Annotated in this window: 19 protein-coding genes; 12 read left to right on the top strand and 7 right to left on the bottom strand. The window is 49.2% G+C overall.

Features of this window, described 5'->3' with window-relative positions:
• Positions 1-1,083: an A/G-specific adenine glycosylase gene (gene mutY / locus B2Q61_RS08970; protein WP_290618553.1), complete on the bottom strand. Its 1,083-nt coding sequence runs from the start codon at positions 1,081-1,083 to the stop codon at positions 1-3.
• 137 nt (positions 1,084-1,220) lie between these two features.
• Between mutY and trmB the strand changes: the two genes are divergently transcribed.
• The 3 genes from trmB to B2Q61_RS08955 are packed head-to-tail and all read left to right on the top strand — an operon-like array spanning position 1,221 to position 3,320.
• Entirely contained in the window at positions 1,221-1,961 is a 741-nt protein-coding gene (gene trmB / locus B2Q61_RS08965; RefSeq protein ID WP_290618555.1) for a tRNA (guanosine(46)-N7)-methyltransferase TrmB, read from the top strand.
• Positions 1,961-2,980, top strand: a complete 1,020-nt coding sequence (locus B2Q61_RS08960) for a class I SAM-dependent methyltransferase (protein ID WP_290618557.1) — start codon at positions 1,961-1,963, stop codon at positions 2,978-2,980. Before trmB ends, B2Q61_RS08960 begins: the two co-directional genes overlap by 1 nt.
• A 4-nt stretch (positions 2,981-2,984) precedes the next feature.
• Positions 2,985-3,320 (top strand): hypothetical protein, encoded by a 336-nt coding sequence (locus B2Q61_RS08955; protein WP_290618559.1) that lies wholly within the window; start codon positions 2,985-2,987, stop codon positions 3,318-3,320.
• Here B2Q61_RS08955 and B2Q61_RS08950 read toward each other — a convergent pair.
• On the bottom strand, positions 3,317-3,715 hold the full coding sequence (locus tag B2Q61_RS08950) for a DUF3293 domain-containing protein (protein ID WP_290618561.1): 399 nt from the start codon (positions 3,713-3,715) through the stop codon (positions 3,317-3,319). The genes B2Q61_RS08955 and B2Q61_RS08950 overlap by 4 nt on opposite strands.
• A 146-nt stretch (positions 3,716-3,861) precedes the next feature.
• On the opposite strand from B2Q61_RS08950, the gene B2Q61_RS08945 reads away from it, so the two are divergent.
• A complete protein-coding gene (locus B2Q61_RS08945) occupies positions 3,862-5,571 on the top strand; it encodes a HAMP domain-containing sensor histidine kinase (protein WP_290618563.1) in 1,710 nt (569 codons plus the stop codon).
• A gap of 195 nt (positions 5,572-5,766) precedes the next feature.
• Positions 5,767-6,474 carry a two-component system response regulator ArcA gene (gene arcA / locus B2Q61_RS08940; protein ID WP_019676687.1) on the top strand — a complete coding sequence of 236 codons (708 nt, stop codon included), beginning with the start codon at positions 5,767-5,769 and terminating at the stop codon, positions 6,472-6,474.
• Between the two features lie 22 nt (positions 6,475-6,496).
• On the opposite strand, the gene B2Q61_RS08935 is transcribed toward arcA, so the two are convergent.
• Together B2Q61_RS08935 and B2Q61_RS08930 are read right to left on the bottom strand one after the other, a co-directional pair.
• A complete protein-coding gene (locus B2Q61_RS08935) occupies positions 6,497-8,788 on the bottom strand; it encodes an ATP-binding protein (protein ID WP_290618566.1) in 2,292 nt (763 codons plus the stop codon).
• Positions 8,789-8,827: 39 nt separating this feature from the next.
• The gene (locus tag B2Q61_RS08930) at positions 8,828-10,669 is read right to left on the bottom strand and encodes a cyanophycinase (RefSeq protein WP_290618568.1); all 1,842 of its coding nucleotides are present in this window, start codon (positions 10,667-10,669) and stop codon (positions 8,828-8,830) included.
• 420 nt (positions 10,670-11,089) lie between these two features.
• Between B2Q61_RS08930 and B2Q61_RS08925 the strand changes: the two genes are divergently transcribed.
• The 7 genes from B2Q61_RS08925 to B2Q61_RS08895 all read left to right on the top strand — a co-directional run bounded on the left by B2Q61_RS08925 (position 11,090) and on the right by B2Q61_RS08895 (position 24,079).
• Positions 11,090-14,017 (top strand): TonB-dependent receptor domain-containing protein, encoded by a 2,928-nt coding sequence (locus B2Q61_RS08925; protein WP_290618570.1) that lies wholly within the window; start codon positions 11,090-11,092, stop codon positions 14,015-14,017.
• 74 nt (positions 14,018-14,091) lie between these two features.
• Positions 14,092-15,576 carry a putative basic amino acid antiporter YfcC gene (gene yfcC / locus B2Q61_RS08920; protein WP_290618572.1) on the top strand — a complete coding sequence of 495 codons (1,485 nt, stop codon included), beginning with the start codon at positions 14,092-14,094 and terminating at the stop codon, positions 15,574-15,576.
• Positions 15,577-15,586: 10 nt separating this feature from the next.
• Positions 15,587-16,768 (top strand): beta-aspartyl-peptidase, encoded by a 1,182-nt coding sequence (gene iadA / locus B2Q61_RS08915; protein ID WP_290618574.1) that lies wholly within the window; start codon positions 15,587-15,589, stop codon positions 16,766-16,768.
• 401 nt (positions 16,769-17,169) lie between these two features.
• Positions 17,170-21,633, top strand: a complete 4,464-nt coding sequence (gltB, locus tag B2Q61_RS08910) for a glutamate synthase large subunit (RefSeq protein ID WP_290618576.1) — start codon at positions 17,170-17,172, stop codon at positions 21,631-21,633.
• Positions 21,634-21,649: 16 nt separating this feature from the next.
• The gene (locus B2Q61_RS08905) at positions 21,650-23,062 is read left to right on the top strand and encodes an FAD-dependent oxidoreductase (protein ID WP_290618578.1); all 1,413 of its coding nucleotides are present in this window, start codon (positions 21,650-21,652) and stop codon (positions 23,060-23,062) included.
• Positions 23,063-23,319: 257 nt separating this feature from the next.
• Entirely contained in the window at positions 23,320-23,802 is a 483-nt protein-coding gene (locus B2Q61_RS08900) for a putative 4-hydroxy-4-methyl-2-oxoglutarate aldolase (protein WP_290619490.1), read from the top strand.
• A 55-nt stretch (positions 23,803-23,857) separates the two neighbouring features.
• Positions 23,858-24,079 carry an addiction module protein gene (locus B2Q61_RS08895; protein ID WP_290618580.1) on the top strand — a complete coding sequence of 74 codons (222 nt, stop codon included), beginning with the start codon at positions 23,858-23,860 and terminating at the stop codon, positions 24,077-24,079.
• Positions 24,080-24,345: 266 nt separating this feature from the next.
• On the opposite strand, the gene B2Q61_RS08890 is transcribed toward B2Q61_RS08895, so the two are convergent.
• From B2Q61_RS08890 to B2Q61_RS08880, 3 genes are read right to left on the bottom strand one after another with little or no spacing between them, the layout of a single operon-like run.
• On the bottom strand, positions 24,346-24,687 hold the full coding sequence (locus tag B2Q61_RS08890; RefSeq protein ID WP_290618582.1) for an antibiotic biosynthesis monooxygenase family protein: 342 nt from the start codon (positions 24,685-24,687) through the stop codon (positions 24,346-24,348).
• A 56-nt stretch (positions 24,688-24,743) separates the two neighbouring features.
• Positions 24,744-24,962, bottom strand: a complete 219-nt coding sequence (locus B2Q61_RS08885; RefSeq protein ID WP_290618584.1) for a DUF6500 family protein — start codon at positions 24,960-24,962, stop codon at positions 24,744-24,746.
• Positions 24,963-24,981: 19 nt separating this feature from the next.
• Positions 24,982-25,353: a DUF4440 domain-containing protein gene (locus tag B2Q61_RS08880; protein ID WP_290618586.1), complete on the bottom strand. Its 372-nt coding sequence runs from the start codon at positions 25,351-25,353 to the stop codon at positions 24,982-24,984.
• Positions 25,354-25,390 lie beyond the last annotated feature (37 nt).

The following is a 25,390-nucleotide window of genomic DNA, read 5'->3' as shown; positions in this document are numbered from 1 at the left end:
CTACTCCTCACTTTGGGGTTGCAGTGCCTGCAGCTGTTGCAGCAGTATTTTAGCTGGTGCAGATAACCCCACCTGCGGTAATTGCGCTATTGTAAACCATTGTGCAGCAGTTTGCTCCTGCACCAGCTGAGGTTTTATAGCAACTTGCACCAGCAAAGGCGTTATCCATAAACGGAAATGACTGAAGGTATGTCGAAATGCCGGTAGCTCCAGCGTAGCTGATACCTTAACGTCATTTAACAGCAAATAATCTGATCGTAGCTGCTCACTGCTAAACTCAACAAACCCATATAAGCCTCCCCATAAACCGCTGGCTGGGCGTTGCTGCAATAAGATTTGCTGCTGATACTGCAGCATCAACCAGAAGCTTTGCTTTTCAGGGATGATTTTGGCCGGCTTTTTTCCCGGATAAGCCGTTTGCTCGCCGGTTTGAGCTGCCCGGCATTTTAAATGCAGTGGACATTGACCACAGCGCGGTTTGCTGCGACTGCATAATGTTGCCCCCAGATCCATCATTGCCTGATTAAATGCCGCTACCCTAGCCCCATCGGGGGTTACCTGTTCAGCCAGATGCCATAAACGCTGTTCTACCACTTTATTGCCTGGCCAGCCTGCAACCGCAGAAAATCGACTCAATACCCGTTTACAATTACCATCTAAAATAGGGTAATGCTGGTCCAACGCTAACGACAAAATGGCACCGGCGGTAGAGCGGCCAATCCCTGGTAGCGCCAGCACCCGGGCAAATTCAACAGGAAAAAGGCCGTCATATTCAGTCGCTATAATCTGGGCCGTTTTATGTAGATTACGAGCACGGGCATAGTAGCCAAGACCGGTCCACAAATGCAGCACCTGATCCAGCGGCGCAGCAGCTAAACTTTTCACATCTGGAAAATGCTGAATAAACTGCTCAAAATAAGGAATGACGGTAGCAACCTGAGTTTGCTGTAGCATCACCTCACTGAGCCAGGTTTTATAAGGTGTTTTGTTAATCTGCCAGGGAAGCGTTTTACGACCGTGCAGTTGATACCAGCTAAGCAGCTGATCTGAAAACCAATTAGCAGTATCTTTTTGCAACAGCACTCTCCATACATCACCCGGGGTTGCTAATAGCTGCGCAGTATAAGCAGCTTACGACTGAAAGCCAACGCAAAACGTCAGTTGAGCTTCAGCGTTAATATCCGCATAATGTGCGCCGCAGTTTGATTATGGAGCCATAAATGACCACCACCCCAGAGCAACCAGAAACCCGACAACCGGCAACAGAGCAAAGCGACAATATGCCTTACATGCGTAAAATCCGCTCTTTCGTGCTACGTGAAGGTCGGCTGACCAAAGGCCAGCAAAATGCGCTCGATAACCATTGGCCAGCATTTGGCTTAGATTATCAGAGCGAGCCGTTAAACCTGACTGAGGTGTTTGGTCGAACTGCGCCGGTGGTGCTGGAAATTGGCTTTGGCATGGGCAAATCGCTGGTTGAAATGGCCCAAAACAGCCCTGATAAGAATTTTATCGGCATAGAAGTACATAAACCTGGTGTGGGAGCCTGTCTTGGCGATGCCGCGGCAGTGGGTCTGAGTAATCTGCGTTTATTTGAACATGATGCAGTGGAAGTGCTCAATGACACTATTGCCGACGCTAGCCTTAGTACCGTACAACTTTTTTTCCCTGATCCGTGGCATAAAAAACGCCACCATAAACGGCGAATAGTTCAAAGCGAATTTGTTCAGTTACTGCGCCAGAAACTGCAGGTTGGTGGGGTGTTCCATATGGCTACTGACTGGCAGAACTACGCTGAGCATATGCTTGAAGTCATGCAGGCAGCCGATGGCTTTGCCAACTTATCTGCAACCGGCGATTATGTAGAACGACCGGAGCAGCGTCCTCTTACTAAATTTGAGCAACGTGGGCAGCGCCTCGGCCATGGCGTCTGGGATCTAATGTTTAAAAGGATAAGTTAATGCTCACTAACACCAGCCAGATGCTGTTGCGTAATATTGCCGATTTAACCGGCAATATTTTAATTGTCGAACCAGAAGCTGATGAACTCTGTCGCAGTCTGCAGGCAAACCTGCCTACAGATACCACCCTCAGCTGTTACACGACTAATGCGGCGGTTGCCAGCAGCTGGAGCCATCCGACAGCAACTTGCTATTTCAGTGCTTTGCCAACGTTTAACCAGCAATTTGACACAGTGGTAATATTTTACCCCAAGAGTAAAGAGCAGCTTAGTTTAACCCTGGCAAACATTGCTCCGGCACTAAACAGTAACAGCCAGCTTTATCTGGTTGGCGACAATAAGGGCGGCATTAAAAGCCTCAGCAGCCATGCCGATAAATTAGGTTTGCAGGCCAACAAACTGGACAATGCCAAACATTGCCTGTGGTATTTCCTCAGTGGTTCACTGCACACGCTGAGCAAACCCGCTTTCAGCCAGCACAAACTAATAATCAATAGCACCGAACTTAACATTTGCTCCATCGCCGGGGTATTTAATCATGGCAAACTGGATATTGGCACCGCTTTATTGCTGGATAACCTGGATCATATTACTAAAGGCAGTGTGTTAGATTTTGGCTGTGGCAGCGGCGTGATTGGCGCCTATCTTAAGAAACGCCATAGTGCACTTAATTTGTATTGTTCAGATGTTAGCGCGCTGGCAACGGAAGCTACCCGCCATACCTTAAGCGCCAATAACCTGCAAGGCACAGTAGTAACAGCAGATGGCTTACCGACACAACCGGCAAGCTTTGATCATATTGTCAGTAATCCACCGTTTCACACGGGTATTAAAACCGATTACAGCATTAGCGAAGCGTTTATCAGTCAAAGCAAAAGCCGTTTAAACTCCGCTGGAAGTTTAACTATTGTTGCCAATTCACATCTGGCCTACCACACTTTACTTGAACAAACCTTTGGCAAAGTGGCAATATTGGCCAAAGCTAATGGCTTTGTGATATATCAGGCAATTAAAAGGTAAGGCGATGGCACAGCGGTTAATTATGCTGACACGGCGAGTTCTGGCGATAGCACTGACTTTAACAGCAGTTATGCCGGCACAAGCCGATGTTGCACAGCAGTGTATTCAAAATAAAAACCGGATTAAAGCCTGTCCCCATCAATTGTACCGGGCAGATAAACTGCCTTCTCAAAATGAATTACAAATGCTGTGTATTTGCGTGGCAGATTTTCTGCCATTGCTGAAACAACCGGGCAGCGAGCAGCAGAGAATTGAACAAAATATGACCCGGCGCCAATACCAGGCAGAGTATCAGGAAGATTTGCCGGTGATTTTGGCCATTCTAAAGCGGCAACGTTAATCTGCCAGCAAAATTACTCTGCTTTCAAATAAACCAAGATATTCTTCGGTTTCCTGATACAACACCGGAACCAGAAACAGCTTATTATTGGTTACCCAGTAAATAGCATTCTGCCGCACCTTACGCGCCAGTTGTAACGCCTGCAATTTATCGCAAAATACTATCCAGCTTTTTTCCTGAAATTTTAGATCTGCAGATGCCCCGACTACGGCGCGAAAGGGTAGACGTGCTTGGTGTAATATAGCTTCAAACTGTTTATCCAGACACAAATTGACATGTGGATTTTTTAATTCACCTGCCGGATTCTGGGCACTGATAATCGCAAAATCTAACTGAATTGCCAGGCGTTGCCGGCAGAGAAACACACTGTCTTTGTAAGTTTGCCATAACGACATTTGTTACACCTACCGGAAACAATCCAGTTAACTATACCTGCCAGCCAGAAAATTACCAAACAGGTTTGCTAAAACGCCTTTAACTGCATAACATCAATGCTTAATCTGGAACAGTTGCAGCAATGTCAGCTATAAGTGAGCAATGCATGAAAGCAGTAGTCAACACCAGTTCAAAAACCAGTACGATCAGAAATGTACTATTTGTCGGAGTGATGACAATTTGCAGCCTGACTATCTGCGTTTCTATGCTCGTTTCGACTTTACAGGATATCAGACAACAGCGTCAGGCACTTATTCAAGAACTGCAAAGTTACGCCAGTATCATAGCGTTTAATGCACAAGCCAGTTTTATTGCCGCAGAACAACGCATAATGCAATCAGAGGCCGAGTTTGCCGATGAGCGGGAAAATATCTATAACGACTTCGCGCACACTGAAGAAAACCGATTGGGCTCTTTTGCCGCAGTACCTATGCTGCACAACATCCATATATACCGAGTGCAAAATACAACGGGTAAATTAGCCCTGTACTCAATATATAACACCCGGGGCATCGGCCCTTATCCAGCCCAGTACGACAACGTGGCCGCGTTTTTAAAACCAGAATTAAGTGATAATTACATAGAATTGAGCCGGGAAATCAGGGTTGGCGATACCCTTGCTGGTTATGTTTTTATCAGAGCCAGCCAGCAGGAATTGCAGACATACATTCAGAACAGCATTTTAATCGATTTATTAATTATCCTGTGTGCTTTAATTGTCGCATATTTTCTGACTAAGAAGCTCGAGCAGCGTTTTACTAGCTCGATCAACCAGTTAATACAATTAGTGCAACGAATCGCCAAAGATAAAGATTATCATCTGCGGGTAGCGCAGAGCGATGTAACAGAATTTAATATGTTTGGCAAAGCACTGAATACCATGCTGGACAAAGTTGAACGGCAAATGTTCAAACAACAACAAACCGAAACAGAAATTCGTGAACTTTATCAAAAATTAGAGCAGAAAGTGAGCGAGCGCACCGATGCTCTGAAATCGTCAAATCAGGAGCTGCTGAATACCCTGGCAACCTTACATCAATATCAGAACCAAATCGTCGAGACGGAAAAAATGGCCAGTCTGGGCCAGATGGTGGCAGGCGTCGCCCATGAGGTCAACACCCCAATCGGCCTTGGGGTAACCGCTTCAACCTTATTGCAGGACAGGCTGACTCAAATTGAACGGGCATTTACCGATAAAAAACTGACCTCCTCTCAGCTGGAAAAGTTTTTAAGTGAAAGCAAAGAAAACCTCGGTATCATTTACCGCAACCTGGAACGTGCAGCAAGCTTAATCAGCAGCTTTAAACAAGTTGCGGTTGACCAATCGAATGACAGCCAACGCAGCTTCAATATGGCGCAACTCATTAATGAAGTGTTGTTGTCATTACGCCCAAACCTTAAAAAACATCATCACCAGGTCGTGGTTGACTGCCCGGCGGAACTGATTATTGAGAGTAAAGCCGGGCCAATAAACCAGATTTTAATTAACCTTATAATGAATAGTCTGATCCATGCTTTTGACAATACCGATCAGGGTGAAATCACTATTTCAGTAAAAATCAGCGGCACCCGCTGCAAGCTGTATTACCGAGACAATGGCAGTGGTGTACCTGAGAATATTAAGAAACGAATATTTGATCCCTTTGTTACCACTAAACGGGGTGAAGGTGGCAGTGGTCTGGGATTGCATCTGGTCTATAATCTGGTGACGCAAGCATTAAATGGCACCATCAATTTTGACAGTACCCTGGGCCAGGGTGTGCAGATACTGATTGACTTTCCGGTAATAGACAACAGTTATAAAAACAAAAAATAAAATTACTTTGTTGTATTAAAAGGAATTTATAACCCTTAATAAGTAGTTACTAATGATTCAGCGCCAATTGTTAACAAAATTCTTGTTAACAATTGGCCGGCCCGTTATAATTGCGCCAATATTTGACATGTCCACAGCAACTATAGTAATTAGTACGCTATACTGTTCACAAAAAAAACATAAGGTTTAACTCTAATGCAAACACCTGTGATTCTGATCGTTGAAGATGAAGAAGTTACCAGACTCAATCTGGTTAATCTGTTCCAGGGTGAAGGCTATGATGTCATCGAAGCAGTTAATGGCGAAGAGATGTATCAAAAGCTGGAACAAAATCCGGTTAACCTGGTTGTTATGGACATTAACCTGCCAGGCAAAAATGGCCTGATCCTGGCGCGCGAATTACGCCAGAAAGAAAACATTGGTTTAATTTTCTTAACGGGCCGTGACAGTGAAGTAGACCGGATCCTGGGTCTGGAAATTGGCGCCGATGATTATCTGACCAAACCTTTTAACCCACGTGAATTAACGATTCGCGCCCGCAATCTGCTGGGCCGTACTGTCGCTCAACCTGTGGTTGAAGAACATAAAAGTATTGTTAAGTTCAATGGCTGGACCCTGGATGAGAACAGTCGTAACCTGACATCACCCAAAGGTATGGCGCGTCGTTTACCTAAAGGCGAATACCGGGCACTGCGTCTGATGCTGGACACGCCGGGTAAAATTTTTACCCGTGAACAGCTTATCCGACACATGACCGGCCGTGAATTACGTCCAAACGACCGCACGGTAGATGTGACCATCCGTCGTATCCGTAAGCATTTCGAATCAGATATCGACAGCCCTGAGTTAATCAGCACTATCCACGGTGAAGGTTATCGCTTCGTTGGTAAAATCGATAAGTAACCATCAGCAAGCTAACGAGGTATTAGTTAGCTTCGATAAAGTGTTGCAGAGCAGCCAGGTGCTGCTCTGTTTCTAAGTGATAGTCAACTAACTGCCGCTCCAGTCCTTGCCAGACTACTGGCCCTTGTTCAAACATTTTGGCCTGTTGTTGCACCCAAAGCAGACCAACTGATGCTGCCGCACCTTTAAGTTTGTGCGCCGACTCTTTAAACTCTACCGTATTTTGCTGCACAGCAGCTTCAATCATTTTATTAATGTAACCGGGTAACAGCTGCGCAAACAGCTGAGCGCTGCGTTTCATCGCTTCAGGTCCCAGTGACTGCATGTAATCCTGTAAGGTTGCCAGATCCAGGATCTGGTTTTCTGAAGCAACCTCTGTACGCGGGCTTAGCTGCTGTAGCTTCAATGCACTGGGCGAAAAAAGTTTCGCCAGCATCTGATCAAGCTTATTCGTGTTTATTGGTTTGGCCAACGCGCCATCCACCTGCACATCAGTCAACTGCTCTTCAGCCTTTCTGACATTAGCACTGAGTACTACTATCGGTATATTTTGCAAATGGCTCTCACTGCGAATATAACGGGCAATTTGGTCCCCGCTCATATCGGGTAGCTGCATATCCAGCAACACCAAATCGATATCGTCTTCTGTTTCCAGCAAGGCAATAGCATCTTCGCCTGTTTCTGCATGGATAACACTATGGCCTCGCTGCTCTAACAAGGCGGTAGCAATTTCGGCATTAAGGGGGACATCTTCAATCAATAGTATAACCAGTTCCGGGCAGGACACTGTGGTTTCACTTGGTGCATTGACCTGCTCAGTTGGCAGCAATACACTAAAACAACTGCCCTCGCCTGGCGAGCTGGTTAATGAGACTTTTCCACCCATCGCCTCCACCAATGCGCGTGACACCGACAAGCCAATGCCAGAACCCACAATACTTAAACGACGGCCATCAGTAGATTTATAATACATGTCAAAAATACGTTCCTGCTCAGCATTGGCAATACCAATACCGGTATCCTGTACTTTAAACAACAGCTCGGCGGGGTTAGTTTGCAGAGTACAATCAAGGGTTATCTGCCCCTGCGCGGTAAATTTAACGGCATTGTTAAGCAGGTTCCATAACACCTGACGCAACCGGGTCGCGTCAATTTTCAAATAGATATCCATGTCACCCTGACAGCGCAATTCAAAATTCAGTCCTTTTTGCTGACAAATCAGCTCGGCGAAGTTTGCAATATCATTTAAAAAGCCTTGAATATGAATACTTTGAAAAACAATGTCTAAGTCTTGCCGGTCAATTTTATCTAAGTCAATAATATCATTGAAAATGTTACCCAGGGTCTCGGCACTGCTGAAAATAGTATTGGCCCAACTGTGCTGCTCGGGCCCCAGGGTGCTGTCAAGTAAACGCCGGCTTAAGCCGACAATACCATTGAGTGGTGTTCTAAGCTCATGGCTTAAGGTGGCTATAAATTTCCCTTTGTCCTGATAGGCTTTTTCAAGTGCCTGCTCTGCCAGTTTTCGAGAAGTGATATCGCGGCCAAAACCCAGTAAGCCGATATAACGCCCCTGGCCATCGTAAAATGGAACTTTGCGCATTTCAAACCAGAGGATCTGGCCGTCCTGCTTCACAAATTCAACATCCAGAGTTAATTCAGTGTGCTCGGCCGCGGCTTCATACTCTGTTAAAATAGCCGCCTGCGCACTGTCTTCGGTATAGAGTTCCGCAGGATGAAAACCAATCAGTTCCTGTGATGATTTCCCCATGATGATTTCAAACATTTTGTTGCAGCTGGCCAGGTGGCCGTTTTCATCCCGGTAGTAAAACAAGTCAGGTGAACTATCAACAATCGAACGGATCAGCAAACTCTGCTCTTCCAGTTCCTGCTGGGTTTTTTTACGTTCAGAGATTTCTTTACGCAGCTCATCAACAGCACGTCGCTTAGCCTGAAATGCTTTCTTGCGCTCTTCTATTTCAAAATTAAGCTGACGGATACTGTCCTGCATATTCTGGTTAAGCAGGCGTTCCTGATGTGCAGAGTCTTTCAGGTACAACAAAGCAGCGTTAAGGTGCAGCACCAGATAAAAAATGCTAACAATAACCACCGGGCTGGCGAACATAACGAGCATCAACTGGGCCCGTAACATTGACCAGTCAACCACCACTGCAAACAATGCAGCGTAGGTATAGTGTCCTATCACCAGCAAGGCCAGCAAACTTAGCCATAATATAAGGCCGAGACGAAATTTGCCCCAGCGCACAATCAATGCAGCAAAAGCTTTAACCTTTGGGTGCACCGGACTTTGCATTATTCGATACCCTTTACAAAGCCATTATCCACAACTATCTTAGTTGGCAGGTTGCAGATCTACCATCATATTCCGATATGAACAGTATGCAATCTCTTCGGCTTGCTGTTTGAAGCTGCCTTGACGGGTATAAGAACTATGGTCTTTATACACCGTCACTGCATAACCCTGACCTACCTTAACAGCGCGTCCTTCCGCCTGACGTGCCTGGGTTATACACAGCAAATGACTAACTTGCTTATAATTGTCGCGCTCAAATATTTCACCTGAGCTAAGTAACGGTTGAGCCAGATTGTTGGGCGCAAATTTCCAGTCGGCAAACCGACTGCGTAACAGATTGGCATTTATCTCCAATTCATCACCCCGGGTCAGATAATGGGTTGCCACATTGCGTAGAGTCAACGCACTGCCTTCACCACTGCTATTGGCATTGCTCATATCAACAACGTACACACCTGACTCACCAGTTACCGCCATTCGCACGGCCCGCTGTGCAGCATCACCGCCAAAACCAACCAGCAAACCGGTATTTTCATCAATACCAAAGCCGAAGCGGCTCTGTGTATCATGCAACAAGCGGATCAATCTGCCCTGCCGGCCACGTTCAGAAAAATGAGTATCAAGCACACCCCAGCGAAATAACCCCAGACCACCACTGCCACTATAGGTAAGGTGGCTTTCGGCCAGGCCATTGTTACAACTAAGATCTTTGTCACAGCCTGGTTCCGGCGCGGGCAGATCAAAGGCGCCAAATTGCATGGCATTAAAGCTATCACCATTGGTAATCATCGGGGTGCGTTGGCCATTAAAGCTGCCACCCGACATCACGGCTGTGCCGGCGCTGGTGCCAGCCACTACAATTTGTCCCGCTGCCAGCATTCGTTCTATTTGCTGCAACTCAGCTGAGGCGGAGCCGTCATCCAGCCGCAGCGCTTTTAAGGTTAAGAGCTGGTCGCCACCATTAAAAAAGATACCATCTGCCCGGCGAATTTTCGCTACCGCGCCTTTACTGCCAGCCTGGCAAAACTCTGTTTTCTGGTCCATTAAATCCGGGTAAACGCGACGGCGTTGGTAACTGCCATGCTGTTCTGCCAGATGTTTATCCAGTTCAGCACAGCTATTTTTATCACCGCTTTGCCATGCGGCCTGATAAGCAGCACTGATCGGTAACCAACTGACATCCGCACCGGCTTCTGTAAATAAATTGGTATAAAAATCAACAGCTGATAATGGGTCACGTGATGACGCAGTGACCACCAGGATCCTGGGTTTACGCTGCTCACCCGCGATCTGTTGCGCCATCGAAACAAATTGCTGATACAATTCTTTAGTGAAATTATTTTTGGTGTTCGCTAAATCGGCAAATTCCCTGCTGCGCTGACTGCTGCGATTAGCTTTGCTCTCAGTCATTACCGGCACTTCGAGCTGATCCAGTACAAAATTTAATTCACGGCCGTTTAAGCCATTATAAACCGCCCGGCCAGATACCCAGATACCATCGACTTCAATCTCTGCGCTGCGCCATAACCGAAGCAACTCGCGTTCAGATACGGTGTCATTAGCCAGCTGTCCACGCAAAAACTCTAAAATTGCCAGGGTTTGCTGCTGTTCAATAATCCGATCTTCTGACCAGAAACTCTTACTGTTAATTGCTTGCAGATGTTCGGGACTTAACTGAAACAAGCTGTGCTTTTTCGCTGCATCAGAAAATACGTCGCTACTCAGACAATGCCGGGTGCTGGTTGAGCTGCAGGTAGCAAGCCCTCCTCCCATCAATAGCATCGAGTATTCAGGCATCGTTCTATTGTCATCATTGGCACTAAGAGTAAAAACCGGCATTGCCATTAAAATGGCTGATAAACAAGTAGTTATTTTTTTCATCGGCTCTTTCTTATTGTTTTTCAGGCCACCAGGGCCTGCAGACTACTGATAATGCGCCAGGCGCTAACCCCATATTTAAGGCATACAGATTATCCTGTATTGACTTCTTTGCCAATTAGAAGTAGAAATAAGATTGCTTTTGGCGCCAATTTGGTTAGTACCGAACAGCAAAAAATATATTTTTTAATTAAATACTCACTTTTCAAAGTAGCGATATGTTAAAGAAAGCACTAATGCTCGGCTCATATCACTATTCGTCCTACTACCTTTCCGAGTGGTTTAACGAATAGAAACTTATCAGGCAACTGCGGTTGACCTGAGGTTCTCAGTTCCAACAAACCCATTACAGCAAAAATAAAGCAAATATCAGGTATGGCTGATCCTTAGCTGATCGCGTGCCTGAAAAACACAGGTATTATTATGCGTAAATTAACCCCGCTGGCGCTGGCTATTGCCGGCAGCTTACTTGCGTCTCCTGTTAGCTATGCAGAGCAGGAAACAGCCAAAGAAGAACAAAAAGTCGAACGAATTGAAGTAACCGGTTCGCGGATCAAAGGTGTTGATCTGGAAGGCACCCAGCCGTTAGTCGTTATTTCAGCTGAGGACATTAAAAACTCCGGTGCCAGTTCAGTTTATGATCTACTGAAAGATTTAGGCCAGGTACGTGGCGGTAGTGGTACTTTCTCTACCTCTGAAAGCGGCGCGACATCAACTTCTACTCCTGCAGGCCAGGCGGCAGCGTCATTACGTGGCCTGGGCCCCTCTTCAACACTTACCCTGGTAAATGGCCGGCGGGTTGCGGCATCTTCTTTTGCAGCAGGCACCCAGAACTTTGTCGACGTAAACAGCATTCCGCTAGCAGCAATTGAGCGGATCGAAGTGCTGGCAACCGGTGCTTCAGCGATTTATGGCGCTGATGCCGTGGCTGGGGTAATCAACTATATTCTGAAGAAGGATTATGAAGGCGCAGAGCTGAATTTATCCTATGGCAACAGTACAGCCTCATCAGACGACAGCCGGATAAATGCCAATATCGTGATAGGCACTGAGCTGGCTGGCGGCAATTTAACCCTGTTCGCCGATTTATACGATCGCAAAGGCTACACCGCCCAGGACCGTGAGTTTACCCGTGAGCCCAATCTGGTCAGCAATTACTCTTACTTACCCAAGGGCATACCGAATATTTATTACTGGTCTACGGTAGATGGCAACGAAATAGCCAGCCCCGGCTGCACCAGCCCACTAGTGACTACTGAACTGGGCGAACAGATCTGCGCTTACTATGCTAATCAGGACGATGTGCTGGAAACCCCGTTTGAAAGCGCCTCTGCCGGTTTTAACTTCCGTAAAGAATTCAGCAACAATCTGATCTGGAATACCGACTTCTTCTATAGTCATACCTCGTCTGTATCCTCATCCAGCCCGGCGCCGATTAACCAGATAAGTGATGAAGAAGGCCCATGGGTGCAGGAAACGGCACTTGACGTGTTCCCTGCTGCGGTTCGTGACAGCTTACTGGATCAAATTTACATCGATCCCTTTACCAGTGAAGCAGGTCAGCGCTTGTGGGGGTTCAGGTTTGATGGCCGCTTTAATACGCCCAGAACAGTAGAAGTTACCAGTGATTCATTCCGGCTGGTCAGCAGTCTGGCAGGTAGCACAGAAAACTGGGACTGGGAAACCGCTGTGCTGTTATCCCGTTCAGAATCAGAGCAGCAAGCGATTGCCGGCATTTATAACCGTTATAAATATCATGCCGCTATTGCCGGCGAGCTATGTCAGGATGGCAGTATCGCCAGTTATGACAGTGACGCTGACAGCCTGAGCTGCAGCAGTGGCGCGGGTCTGGCAGGTGTTTACAACCCATTCTTAGCCAATGATGCTGCCAACGAAGCCCTGTTAGCGCTGGCGCAGGAGGTTCCGACCCGCGATGGTGTCAGCACGGTTTATGGCTGGGATGTACGCTTCAGCGGCGATTTATTTGAATTTAATGGTCAGCTGGTGCGTTCCGCCTTTGGTCTGGAGCTGCGTAAAGAAGAAATTACCGATACCCCCTCTGCCAATGCCCGGGCCAGTGCCGCCAATGGCTATCTGGTAGATGTGTTTGGTTTTGGCTCCAGCCTGTCTGCCGCCGACCGGATCCAGATGGCAGCCTTTGCTGAAATTTATGCCCCGCTGACCGATACTGTCGAGCTGCAGCTGGCGGGTCGTTATGATCACTATGACGACTTTGGCAGCACTTTTAACCCTAAAGTTGGCATTACCTGGCGGCCACTGGATAGCCTGGTTATTCGAGCCTCCTGGGCAACGTCGTTCCGGGCCCCATCACTTACTCAGGCAGGGGTAAAACTCAGAACCACTACCGCAACGTTTGACTGCAGTGCTAATCAGACGGTATCAGATTTGTACTGTGAAGGCGCTGGCTTTACCAGCAGCCCGAATGTACTGGAGCTGGGTAACGCCGCGCTGCAAGCTGAAACCTCAGAGTCTGTCAGTGTCGGTTTTGGCTGGAGCCCAACCCAGGACACGACCCTGACGGTAGATTACTGGCAGTTTGAGCATAAAAAGCTGGTTGATACCGATATGACAGCGATGTTGGCCCGCACGGCGACTGACGCCAGTGTCCGCCATTGCGGTCTGGTACCTGACGGTGAGTTAGGGATCTCCTACGATCCGGCACTCTGCGATGTTACCGATTCAGCCGGACGCACTGTAGAAGATGACGGTGCCAATATGGCAGAAATTCTCGATGCCTGGGTTGAGTACGATAATCCACGTTTTGCTGAACTGCCGTTATTCCGCGACCATGTTATCCAGCTGAACAACGTTGGCCGGCAGGACGTCAGCGGCATTGATGCCCGCTTCAGTCATACGCTTGATTTGGCCGCTGGCCGTTTAGGCCTGGATCTGGACTGGACTCATTATCTGGAGTTTGATCGCAATAAAGCGGGCTCGGATGAAGTTGAAGCGCTGATTGGCACCTTCCGTTACCCGGAAAACATTGGCAGTGCCAGTATTTCCTGGAGTGGTGAGGCGCTTTATCTGGGCCTGACCGCGCTGTACACTTCTTCTTATCAGGATGATACCGCGCGGCTGCGTAGCCGTAACCTGGACGAGCTGGATGAGTTAGGGCTGATTGATGCAGACGGCAATCGTGATGTGTCATCCTGGACCACCCTGCGGGCAAACATTGGTTATGACTTTGAGCATGCTTCGCTAAACTTTACTGTCGATAACCTGCTGGATCGTGATCCGCCAGCTGTGTACGGCAGCAGCCGCGGCTTCGACTCGATTAACCACAACGCCTTTGGCCGCAACTATCGTGTATCCTTTAGCTATTTCTTTTAATTATTAAAGCGGTGGGCGTGAGACTATAACTCTCCCGCCCGCCAATCACCGATAGCTATTACAAGGCTTACCCTATGGCTAACCAAGTAAAACAACCGGTGTCGATGCCGGACGCCTTTGTCATCCTGTTTTTTGTGATGATCCTGGCAGCGTTAGCATCGCACCTTATTCCGGCCGGCTCATTCGATATTATTGAAGTGGCCGCGGAAACTGACAGTGCCGTTAAAGCCAAAAGCCGGATTGACCCTGACAGCTTTACCCTGGCAACCGACAGCAGTGCCGGCGTACCGCTGTTTGCCGAAGGCGGCGGGGTCGGCTTTTTAAACTATGCCTTTGAAGGCATGGTGTCAGGTAACAAGTGGGGCTCGGCAGTGGGCGTTATCGCCTTTATCCTGCTTACCGGGGGTGCTTTTGGCATCATTATGAAAACCGGTGCTATTCACAATGGCATTCTGGCGTTAATTGAAAAAACCAAACGGCTGGAATTTGTATTTATTCCTTTGCTGTTTGTGTTGTTCTCATTAGGCGGTGCCATTTTTGGCATGGGAGAAGAGGCCATTGCTTTTTGCATCGTGCTGCTGCCGTTAATGCTGGCGCTGGGCTACGATGCGATTACCACCGTGCTGGTAACTTACATAGCGACCCAGATAGGTTTTGCCACCAGCTGGATGAACCCGTTTAATGTGGCTATTGCGCAGGGCATTGCCGAGATCCCATTATTATCGGGTGCTGATCTGCGCTTAGTGATGTGGCTGGTGTTTACCCTGTTCGGGGTTATTTTTACCATGCGCTACGCCGCCAGAATTAAACGCGACCCAGAAAGCTCGCTCAGTTTTGCCAGCGATCAGAAGTTACGAAGCCAGCAACAGCAGCAGGCAGTAAACAGCTACAGCAATATCGACAGTGTTATTCTCCTGGCATTTTTTGCCGGCCTGATCTGGATTATCTGGGGGGTTACCGCCCGCCAGTACTATATTCCGGAAATTGCCAGCCAGTTTTTTACTATCGGTATAGTTATCGCCATCATCGCGGTAGTGGGTAAAAGGCTCAGGGTAAACGATGCTGCCGATGGTTTTAAGCAAGGTGCGGCTGAGCTACTGCCGGCTGCGCTGATTGTCGGTATGGCCAAAGGCATAGTGCTGCTGCTCGGTGGTGATAATCCAGAAACGCCGTCGGTACTTAATACCCTGCTGTACTATTCAGGCCAGGCGCTTGGCGACTTACCTGCTTATTTATCTGCCTGGCTGATGCTGGTTATTCAGTCGGTATTTAATTTCTTTGTCGCCTCCGGTTCAGGCCAGGCTGCGCTGACCATGCCATTAATTGCGCCACTGGCCGATATGGTCGGCTTAAGCCGGCAAATTGCTGTGCTGGCTTTTCAGCTCGGTGACGGCCTGACTAACTGCATTATTCCTACATCTGCCGCACTTATCGGCTGCCTGGGCGTGGTTCGGGTAGACTGGACTATCTGGCTGAAATTCGTCTGGAAATTACAACTGTGGCTGTTTGCCCTGGCCAGTATCTTTATGCTGGTTGCGGTTGCTATTGGCTATCAGTAACGAGGTTATTTTGAACACAATTTTTCTGATTAAAAATGTCGAGGTTTACGCGCCACAGCATCTTGGCAAACAAGACATAATTATGGCCGGCGGCAAAATTATTGCCATTGGTTCGCAATTCAGCGCTGGGGGCAGCGATCTGCCCCTTACCGTTATAGACGGCAGCAACAATATTGCGGTACCGGGCTTTGTTGACTCGCTGGTCCACTTTATTGGCGGCGGCGGTGAGGGCGGTTTTGCCAGCCGCACCCCGGAAATGCAGCTGACAGATGCAACATTAGGCGGTGTTACCACGGCGATAGGGGTACTGGGCACCGATGCCACCACCAGAACGCTGACCAACTTACTGGCAAAAGCCCATGCGCTGCAAACTGAAGGTATCACCACGTACTGTCATACCGGCTCTTATCAGGTGCCTTGCCGTACCCTGACCGGCAGTATTACTGATGACCTTATTCTGATTGATAAATTTATCGGGGTTGGTGAAATCGCCATAAGCGATCACCGTTCATCGCAGCCAACCACAGATGAAATCAGAAAAGTGGCATCAGCGGCTAAAGTGGGCGGTATTCTGTCTGGCAAAGGCGGTATTGTCAGTGTGCATATGGGTGCGGGTGAGCGTATTCTGCAGCCAATTTATGATGCCGTTGCCGGCACTGAGCTTAGTGTAAAACAATTCTACCCTACCCATATGAACCGCAACCGCTCGGTATTTAACGCCGGGTTAGAGTTTGCCAGCCAGGGCGGCGTCATTGACTTTACTACCAGCACCACCGCCTACGATCTGGAACATGGCGAAGTTGCTGCGGCACAGGCGCTGGCCGAGGCGCTGCAGGCGGGTATTGAGCCAATCCAACTTACCCTTAGCTCAGACGGTAATGCCAGTTTGCCTATCTACAGTAAAAGTGGCGACTTGCTTGGTTTGCAGGTTGGCCAGGTAAGCACCCTGTATCAGTCGGCCCGCGATGCCATCTTAAAGCATAAGGTCAGTATCAGTGATGCTATCTGTGCCATCAGCCAGGCCCCTGCCACTGTGCTGGGTTTGCACCAGAAAGGCCGGCTGGCTGCTGGCCTTGATGCCGATCTGGTATTACTTAATCGCGATGATTTGGCAATAAACCAGGTATTTGCGATGGGCAGGCAGTTGGTGATAGCTGGCAAAGCCACCGTTAAAGGCATGTTTGAAAAATAGTTTCAGCCTGCAGCAGTGTTTAGCATAAGTATTTGCAAAGCATTGCTGCGACCGGCCCCAAAAAAGCTGCTGCGGCAGCTTTTTTTTATGCCAATCTGCTATAGATGGCGGAAATAACGCCAATTCATGTAATTTATTTTCATTTTAAGCACAGTAGTTCCAATTCCAAATAGACGGCCAGACGGTTAAACTTCACTTGCTTTTTTAACTTATTCTTAGTATACCTGTTCAGCTCGCCGTGTTTAGACAAGCAAACACTTTAGAGCAAATACACTACAACGCATGAGTCACTGAAAGAACACTCGTTATTTTCTTTCACAAGCGAACAATCATAATAAAAGAATAATAATTCATATTTTATAGATAATTATATATTTGCAAGGCAAGTTTGGAGGTAAGGCATGGCGTTGTATCAGCATAGTCAGGCGCGGGAAAATTGTGGCTTTGGCCTGATAGCACATATTGAAGGTGCGGCCAGCCATCGGATTGTCAGAACCGCCATTAATGGCCTGGATCGGATGCAACATCGCGGCGGCATTTCTGCCGATGGCAAAACCGGCGACGGCTGCGGCTTATTAATGCAAAAACCCGATAGCTTTTTCCGGGCAATTGCCGAAGAAAACGGCTGGAATCTGGCGAAAAAATACGGCGTCGGCATGATTTTCTTAAGCCAGGATCCGGTAAAAGCGGCTGAAGCTAAAGCGATAATTAATAAAGAAATTGCCCGCGAAACATTAAGCCTGGTGACCTGGCGCACCGTCCCCACCGACAGCAACGTACTGGGCCCGCTGGCGCTGGAATCGATGCCGCAAATAGAGCAGGTATTTGTTAATGCGCCGCACGGCTGGGGCGATCATGATTTAGAGCGCCGCCTTTATATGGTGCGCCGCCGGGTAGAGCAGCAGCTAAGCGCCGATGCCGATTTTTATATCCCGAGTTTCTCATCGCTGGTAACGGTATTTAAAGGCCTGATGATGCCGGCCGACTTACCGCGCTATTACACCGATTTAGCCGATATCCGGATGGAAACCGCTATTTGCGTATTCCATCAGCGTTTCTCCACCAATACCATGCCACGCTGGCCACTGGCTCAGCCATTTCGCTACCTGGCGCATAACGGTGAAATTAATACCATTACCGGTAACCGCCAGTGGGCGCGTGCCCGCCAGTATAAGTTTGCTTCACCATTGTTACCTGATTTACAGGATGCCGCACCTTTTGTCAGCCAGACCGGCTCTGACTCCAGCTCGCTGGATAATCAGCTGGAATTGCTGCTAGCTGGCGGCATGGATTTATTCCGTGCCATGCGGTTACTGGTGCCACCAGCCTGGCAGGGCAACCGGGTAATGGACGACAACTTAAAAGCGTTCTACGAATTTAACTCGATGCATATGGAGCCGTGGGATGGCCCGGCCGGTATTGTCATGACTAACGGTCAGCATGTGGCCTGTAACCTCGACCGCAACGGCCTGCGCCCTGCCCGCTTTGTGATTACCCGCGACAAACTGATTACCCTGGCCTCTGAAGTCGGGATCTGGGATTACACCCCGGATGAAGTGGTCGAAAAAGGCCGGGTTGGCCCGGGTGAAATGCTGGCAATCGATACCACTACCGGCCAGATTTGGCGCTCGGATGAAATTGATAATGATTTAATGGCCCGTCATACCTATCGCAGCTGGCTTGATGAGAACGTGCAGCGGCTGGTGCCTTATGAAAAGTATGAAACCGATTTAATCGGCAAACGGGTATTTGATGATGACACCATGCAGGTGTATCACAAGTTATTTAACTACAGCTATGAAGAAATTGAGCAGGTAATGACGGTACTGGCCAAAGATGGTCAGGAAGCCGTGGGCTCGATGGGGGATGATACGCCCATGGCGGTGTTATCGCGCAAGCCGCGCAACCTGTTCGATTACTTCCGCCAGCAGTTTGCCCAGGTAACAAACCCGCCTATCGACCCACTGCGCGAAGCGCATGTCATGTCGCTGGCCACCAGCATCGGCCGCGAGCACAACGTGTTTAAAGAAACCGCCGGTTATGCCCGCCGTATTCAGTTTGAATCGCCGGTGATGATGTATTCCGACTTAAAGCAACTGCGGCAGGCTGACGAAAAATACTATAAAAACCAGGTGTTTTCGTTAAATTTCGACCCGCAGCAGCACAATTTAGAGCAGGCTACTAAATCGTTATGTGATGCTGTGGTAACTGCTGTTCGTGACGACAAAGTGGTACTGGTGATCCTGACCGATCGGCGCATTGAGCAAGGCCTGATTCCTATTCCGGCAGCCATGGCCGTCGGGGCGGTGCAACTGGCACTGGTTAATGCTCAGCTGCGCTGCGACTCCAACATTATTATTGAAACGGCCAGTGCCCGCGACTCGCACCACTTTGCGGTGTTAATTGGTTTAGGCGCGACCGGTATTTATCCGTTTTTAGCCTATGAAACGGTCGAGCAACTGGTTGAAAAAGGTACCATTAACTTAAGTGCCCGCCAGGCAGTGCTTAATTACCGGAAAGGTATTAATAAAGGCCTTTATAAAATTATGTCGAAAATGGGCATTTCGACCGTGGCCAGTTACCGCTGCTCTAACCTGTTTGAGGCAGTAGGCATTAATAAAGACGTTATGCAGTTATGCTTTGCCGACGTTGCCTCGCGGATTGGCGGTGCCAGCTTTATTGATTTTGAACAGGACGTGCAGCAACTGGCCAATATTGCCTGGTTAAAGCGCAAACCAATGAACCACGGCGGCTTATTAAAATACGTACACGATGGCGAGTACCATGCCTATAATCCGGATGTGGTAACCAGCCTGCAAAAAGCGGTGCGCTCGGGTAAATACGAAGATTACCGGGTTTACAGTAACCATGTTAACCAGCGGCCGGTCGCTCATTTACGCGACTTGCTGCAACTGGCCAGTGACACTGACGGCATAGCCCTTGATGAAGTGGAAGCTGCCGAAAACTTATATCCGCGCTTTGATAGCGCAGCGATGTCTATCGGTGCACTCAGCCCCGAAGCGCACGAAGCGCTGGCGATTGCGATGAACCGGCTCGGCGGGCGCTCAAACTCCGGTGAAGGCGGTGAAGATCCGCGCCGCTTTGGTACCGAGAAAAACTCCAAAATTAAACAGGTTGCCTCGGGCCGTTTTGGCGTAACGCCGCATTACCTGGTTAATGCTGAAGTGATCCAGATTAAAGTGGCCCAGGGCGCCAAGCCCGGTGAAGGCGGCCAGCTACCCGGCGAAAAAGTCACCGCCGAAATTGCCCGGCTGCGCTATTCAGTGCCTGGCGTTACCTTAATTTCGCCACCGCCGCATCATGATATTTACTCAATTGAAGATTTAGCCCAGCTGATTTTCGATTTAAAACAGGTTAACCCACAGGCACTGATCTCGGTAAAACTGGTATCAGAGCCCGGTATCGGCACCATCGCCACCGGTGTGGCCAAAGCCTATGCCGATTTAATTACCGTGTCAGGTTATGACGGCGGCACCGGTGCCAGCCCGCTGACGTCGGTGAAATACGCCGGCAGCCCGTGGGAGCTGGGCCTGGCTGAAGTGCATCAGGCACTGGTTGAAAACGGCCTGCGCGACAGAGTACGGCTGCAGGTAGATGGCGGCTTAAAAACCGGCCTCGATGTGGTAAAAGCGGCTATTTTAGGCGCAGAAAGCTTTGGTTTTGGTACTGGGCCCATGGTAGCGCTGGGCTGTAAATTCCTGCGGATTTGCCATTTAAATAACTGCGCGACCGGCGTTGCCACGCAGGATGAAACCCTGCGCCGCGACCATTTTACCGGCCTGCCGGAAATGGTCATGAACTACTTTAAGTTTTTAGCCTTAGAAGTGCGCGAGCTGATGGCAGAACTTGGCGTTACCGAGCTTACCCAGTTAATTGGCCGCACCGATTTACTGGAAGCCAAAGCCAGCGAAACCCAGAAACAAGCGAAACTGGATCTGACCCCGATATTGCAGGCCAGCGGTGTTAGCTCGGATAAACCGCTGCATTGCGTTAAAAACAACACGCCGTTTGATCCAGGCGCACTTAACCAGCTGCTGCTGCAGCGCTGCGAACAAATGGTGCAGAATAAAACCGGTGGCCAGCTCAGCCTGCCCATTCGCAATACCGACCGCTCAGTCGGCGCAGCCTTATCAGGCTTTATTGCCAGCAAACATGGCAATCAGGGCATGGCAACCGATCCTATCCGCTTACGCTTTACCGGCACCGCCGGTCAGAGCTTTGGGGTGTGGAATGCCGGCGGCCTGCACTTAGCGCTGCAGGGCGATGCCAACGATTATGTCGGCAAAGGCATGACCGGCGGCCAGATAGCGATATTCCCGGCCAAAGGTGCCAGCTTTGCCAAAAACGGCTTTGCCATTGCCGGCAACACCTGTTTATACGGCGCGACCGGCGGTCGCTTTTATGCCGCCGGTCAGGCAGGCGAGCGCTTTGCGGTGCGTAACTCAGGCGCGTTAGCGGTGGTAGAAGGTACCGGCGATAACTGCTGTGAATATATGACCGGCGGTGTGGTGGTGGTACTGGGCTGCACCGGGGTGAACTTTGGTGCCGGCATGACCGGCGGCTTCGCCTATTTGCTGGACGAGCAGAACGACCTGGAACTGCGGTTAAACCCGGAGCTGGTCGAGGCGCTGGAGATCAGCACGCCAATATTACAGGAGCATTTACGCAGCCTGTTGCATCAACACGTGGAAGAAACAGGCAGCGATAAAGCGCAGCGCATCCTGTCTGATTTCAATAATTACTTAAGCAAATTTAAGCTGGTTAAACCAAAAACCAGCGATCTAAATACCTTGCTGGGACACCGCGCTCGCTCTTCTGCCGAGCTGCGGGTTCAGGCGATGTAAGGGCAAAGGGAACGTTATGGCACAGAATGTATATCAGTTTATTGACGTTAAACGGATTGATCCGCCCAAACGCTCACACAGCGAACGCACTATCGAGTTCGTGGAAATTTATCAGCCAATGACCAACACTCAGGTGGAAGGTCAGGCCGACCGTTGCCTCGATTGCGGCAACCCCTACTGTGAATGGAAGTGCCCGGTGCACAACTATATTCCGCAGTGGTTAAAGCTGGCAAACGAAGGCAAAATTATTGAAGCGGCCGAGCTGTCGCATAAAACCAATAGCTTACCGGAAGTATGTGGCCGGGTTTGCCCGCAAGACCGCTTATGCGAAGGCGCCTGTACCCTGGATGAAGGCTTTGGCGCCGTTACCATTGGCAGTATTGAAAAATACATTAACGACAAAGCCTTTGAAATGGGCTGGCGACCCGATTTATCAGCGGTGATTAAAACTGACCGCCGGGTAGCCGTAATTGGCGCCGGCCCGGCCGGTTTGGCCTGCGCCGATGTGCTGGTGCGCAATGGCGTATCGCCGGTGGTATTCGACCGCTATCCGCAAATTGGTGGTCTGCTGACCTTCGGTATTCCGCCATTTAAGCTGGAAAAAGAAGTATTAAGCCGCCGGCGCGATATTTTTGAAAGCATGGGTATCGAGTTTCGGTTAAATACCAATGTCGGGGTTGATGTCAGCTTCGACAGCTTGCTGGACGAATACGACGCGGTGTTTTTAGCCCTGGGTACCTATACGCCGATGAAAGGCGGTCTGGTTAATGAAGATGCGCCTGGCGTACATGAAGCGCTGCCGTTTTTAATTGGCAATATTAATAACCTGATGGGCTGGCAAACCGAGCATCCGTTTGTCAGCTTAAAAGACAAAACCGTGGTGGTGTTAGGCGGTGGCGATACCGCAATGGACTGCGTCCGTACCTCGATTCGCCAGGGCGCTACCAAGGTAAGTTGTGCTTACCGGCGCGACGAAGCCAATATGCCGGGCTCGCGCAAAGAAGTGCAAAATGCCCGCGAAGAAGGGGTAGAGTTTTTATTTAACCTGCAACCATTGGGGATAGAAGTCGACAGCGAAGGCAAGGTGTGCGGCGTAAAAGTGGTAAGCACCGAGCTTGGAGCCCCCGATGCTAAAGGTCGGCGCAGCCCAGAGCCCATTGCCGGCTCAGAGCAGGTACTGGCTGCCGACGCAGTTATTATCGCTTTTGGTTTTCAGCCAAGCCCACCGCAGTGGTTAATTGATATGGGTGTGGAGCTCGACAGCAAAGGCCGGGTTGTTGCCTCCGAGCAAAGCCCTTATGCGCTGCAAACCAACCAGCAGAAAATTTTTGCCGGTGGCGATATGGTATTAGGTTCTGATTTGGTGGTCACCGCCATTGCTCAGGGCCGCAAAGCTGCAGAAGGTATGCTGGATTATTTGCAGGTCTGACGACCTGCTTGTGCCATCTGCAAATCTGGAGTTGATAAGCGAGATTAGGTGTCGTGCTCCGTTGCACAGCTCGAACAGGCTTTTGCCAACCGCTAAGCCTGAGTTGATAAGCGAGATTAGGTTTGCCCTAAGCCAACCGTTGAAGCCCCGGACGGGCGGAAACGAGTCCCCATGGATGGGTTCACGACGTGTTGGCGTGGGCAAACCGGTTTGAGCAGTGCACAGTACTCTGCCCTGAGATTACAAGGACTAACATGATGCCCCACTTCACCCTACCCGATCTCTGCGACGCCCATGCCGACTGCATTCGCGTCGCCGAGCCCATTTTTACTAACTACGGTGCTACCCTATGTTTTGGCGGTGAAATTGTTACCGTTAAATGCTTTGAAGATAACTCCAAGGTAAAACAGCTGGTAGCAACCAATGGCCACGGCAAAGTGCTGGTGGTAGACGGTGGCGGCTCAAAACGCCATGCCCTGCTCGGTGATATGCTGGCCGAACAAGCGGCAGCAAATGGCTGGCAAGGTATTATTCTCAACGGTTGTATTCGCGACATCGACATCATTCGCCAAACGCCACTTGGCGTGCAGGCATTGGGTATTCACCCGATGAAAACCGACAAGCGTGACTTAGGTGATATTAACTTAACAGTGACGTTTGCCGGAGTAGACTTTATTCCCGGCCAGTATGTCTATGCCGATAATAATGGTATTTTGGTGGCGACGAAGCAGTTGGTTTGAGTTATCCAAGCGCTGTTGCTATTCTTTGCCAAAGTTACTTACTACGGCCAGTTTTATGATTACCGCTGAACAAATTAAACAGCTTTCTACAGCCGAAAAACTGCAGGTTATGGAAACCTTGTGGCAAGAGCTTACCGCCGAAGGGGCAGAACAGTTGGCCTCCCCCGAATGGCATCAGCAGGCATTGCAGCAGACTGAGCTTGCTGTCAGAGAAAGTGATGAAGTCACCCATGATTGGGAGCTGGCGAAACAAAGTTTACGCAGTAAATTCCGATGAAAATACAGGTTATTGATAAGTTCTGACCTTGGCTATTTTAATTAGCTTCGACCCCATTTTCTGCATGCTGGCGCATCGTTTCCCATTCGCGATTTACTACAAAATGCAAAAGCCAAATGAAATAGTTGTGTGGCGGTTGTTAGATATGCGGACCAAGCCAGTAAAGTCGGTTAAAAGCCTAAAATTAACCTAACATTTACTAACTGCTCCTCGGGATTTGCCAGTTAGCACAGGCAAAAGGCAAGACCTGACCCCACACTCTCCAGCTACAGGCCGTTGCTGGCGATAACATGATACTGGCCCGGTGAAACCACTATCGGCGCAGGAAAGCCGCTGCCCAGTACCCGCATGCCATCGTTATTTTCACCGTCGGAGTTGGCAAACCCCTTGCTTACCACTGCGGCAAAATGTTCGTACGACGCCCACACCACGATATTGACATACTGCATGCTGTCATCGTTCTGCCGGGTAATCGATTTATAAAGGGTTGAACTGACAAACCCTGCTTGTGCACTAAAGTAGTCCACATACTGTTGTCGCACCTGCTCTGCTTGCTGCTCCATGCCAGCAGGCACTGAAATGGTATTAATGACACTAAGTTGCTGCATGACTCACTTTCCTCTTCATGTCCGACGTTACGCATAAACTTGGCATTGCGGTGAAACTATAGCCCTGCCATAACCAACCGCTTTATTTTCAACGCTTTCTCAAAATGGTCCAGGCGGTGGGTTTGGATCCACCACGTCGCCGCTTCCATCAGTAGCTGGGGGTCATCATTTTTATTGGCGAAAAACGCATAAAACGACACCCCGACTGTTTCGCCTTTGGCGAGGATTTTTTTGTCACAAACGGCAATAATTTTTTGTCTTAACGCATCGCGCATCGGCTGGTAATTCCTGTGGTTAAAGTGGTCCGCACGGTGTACCCTGATGAAAAACCATCTGCCATTTTTCACCATCAAAACGCCAGATTGAGTTTCGCACCGAGTAACTTGGGTCATTGTCTGCACGTTGTATCGTGGCGCGGTAAGTTAACTGCGCCAGCCCATCAGCTAAAACCCGGCATTCAAAATCTTGCTGGCTTATAACCGGCGGCGTTTCCGCTGGCAGGCGCGCAAGCACATCGGCTTTACCAAAACAGCGCCCAGTTGCGGCAATCTCATAAAAATCATCGGCCAGATGACGGTTTAGCATCTCAGCTGAAAATCGAGTGGCAGGCTGTACAAGCAGCTGTTCCAGTTCAACTAACTGCTGTTTAACGGTATCGAAATTCAATCTTTTAAATCTCCGGCATGGCCGTTATGGCACTCAG

It is taken from the genome of Arsukibacterium sp. UBA5043 (assembly GCA_002415085.1).
Taxonomy (GTDB): Bacteria; Pseudomonadota; Gammaproteobacteria; order Enterobacterales; family Alteromonadaceae; genus Alishewanella.
This window is presented reverse-complemented; position numbering and strand designations above follow the sequence as displayed.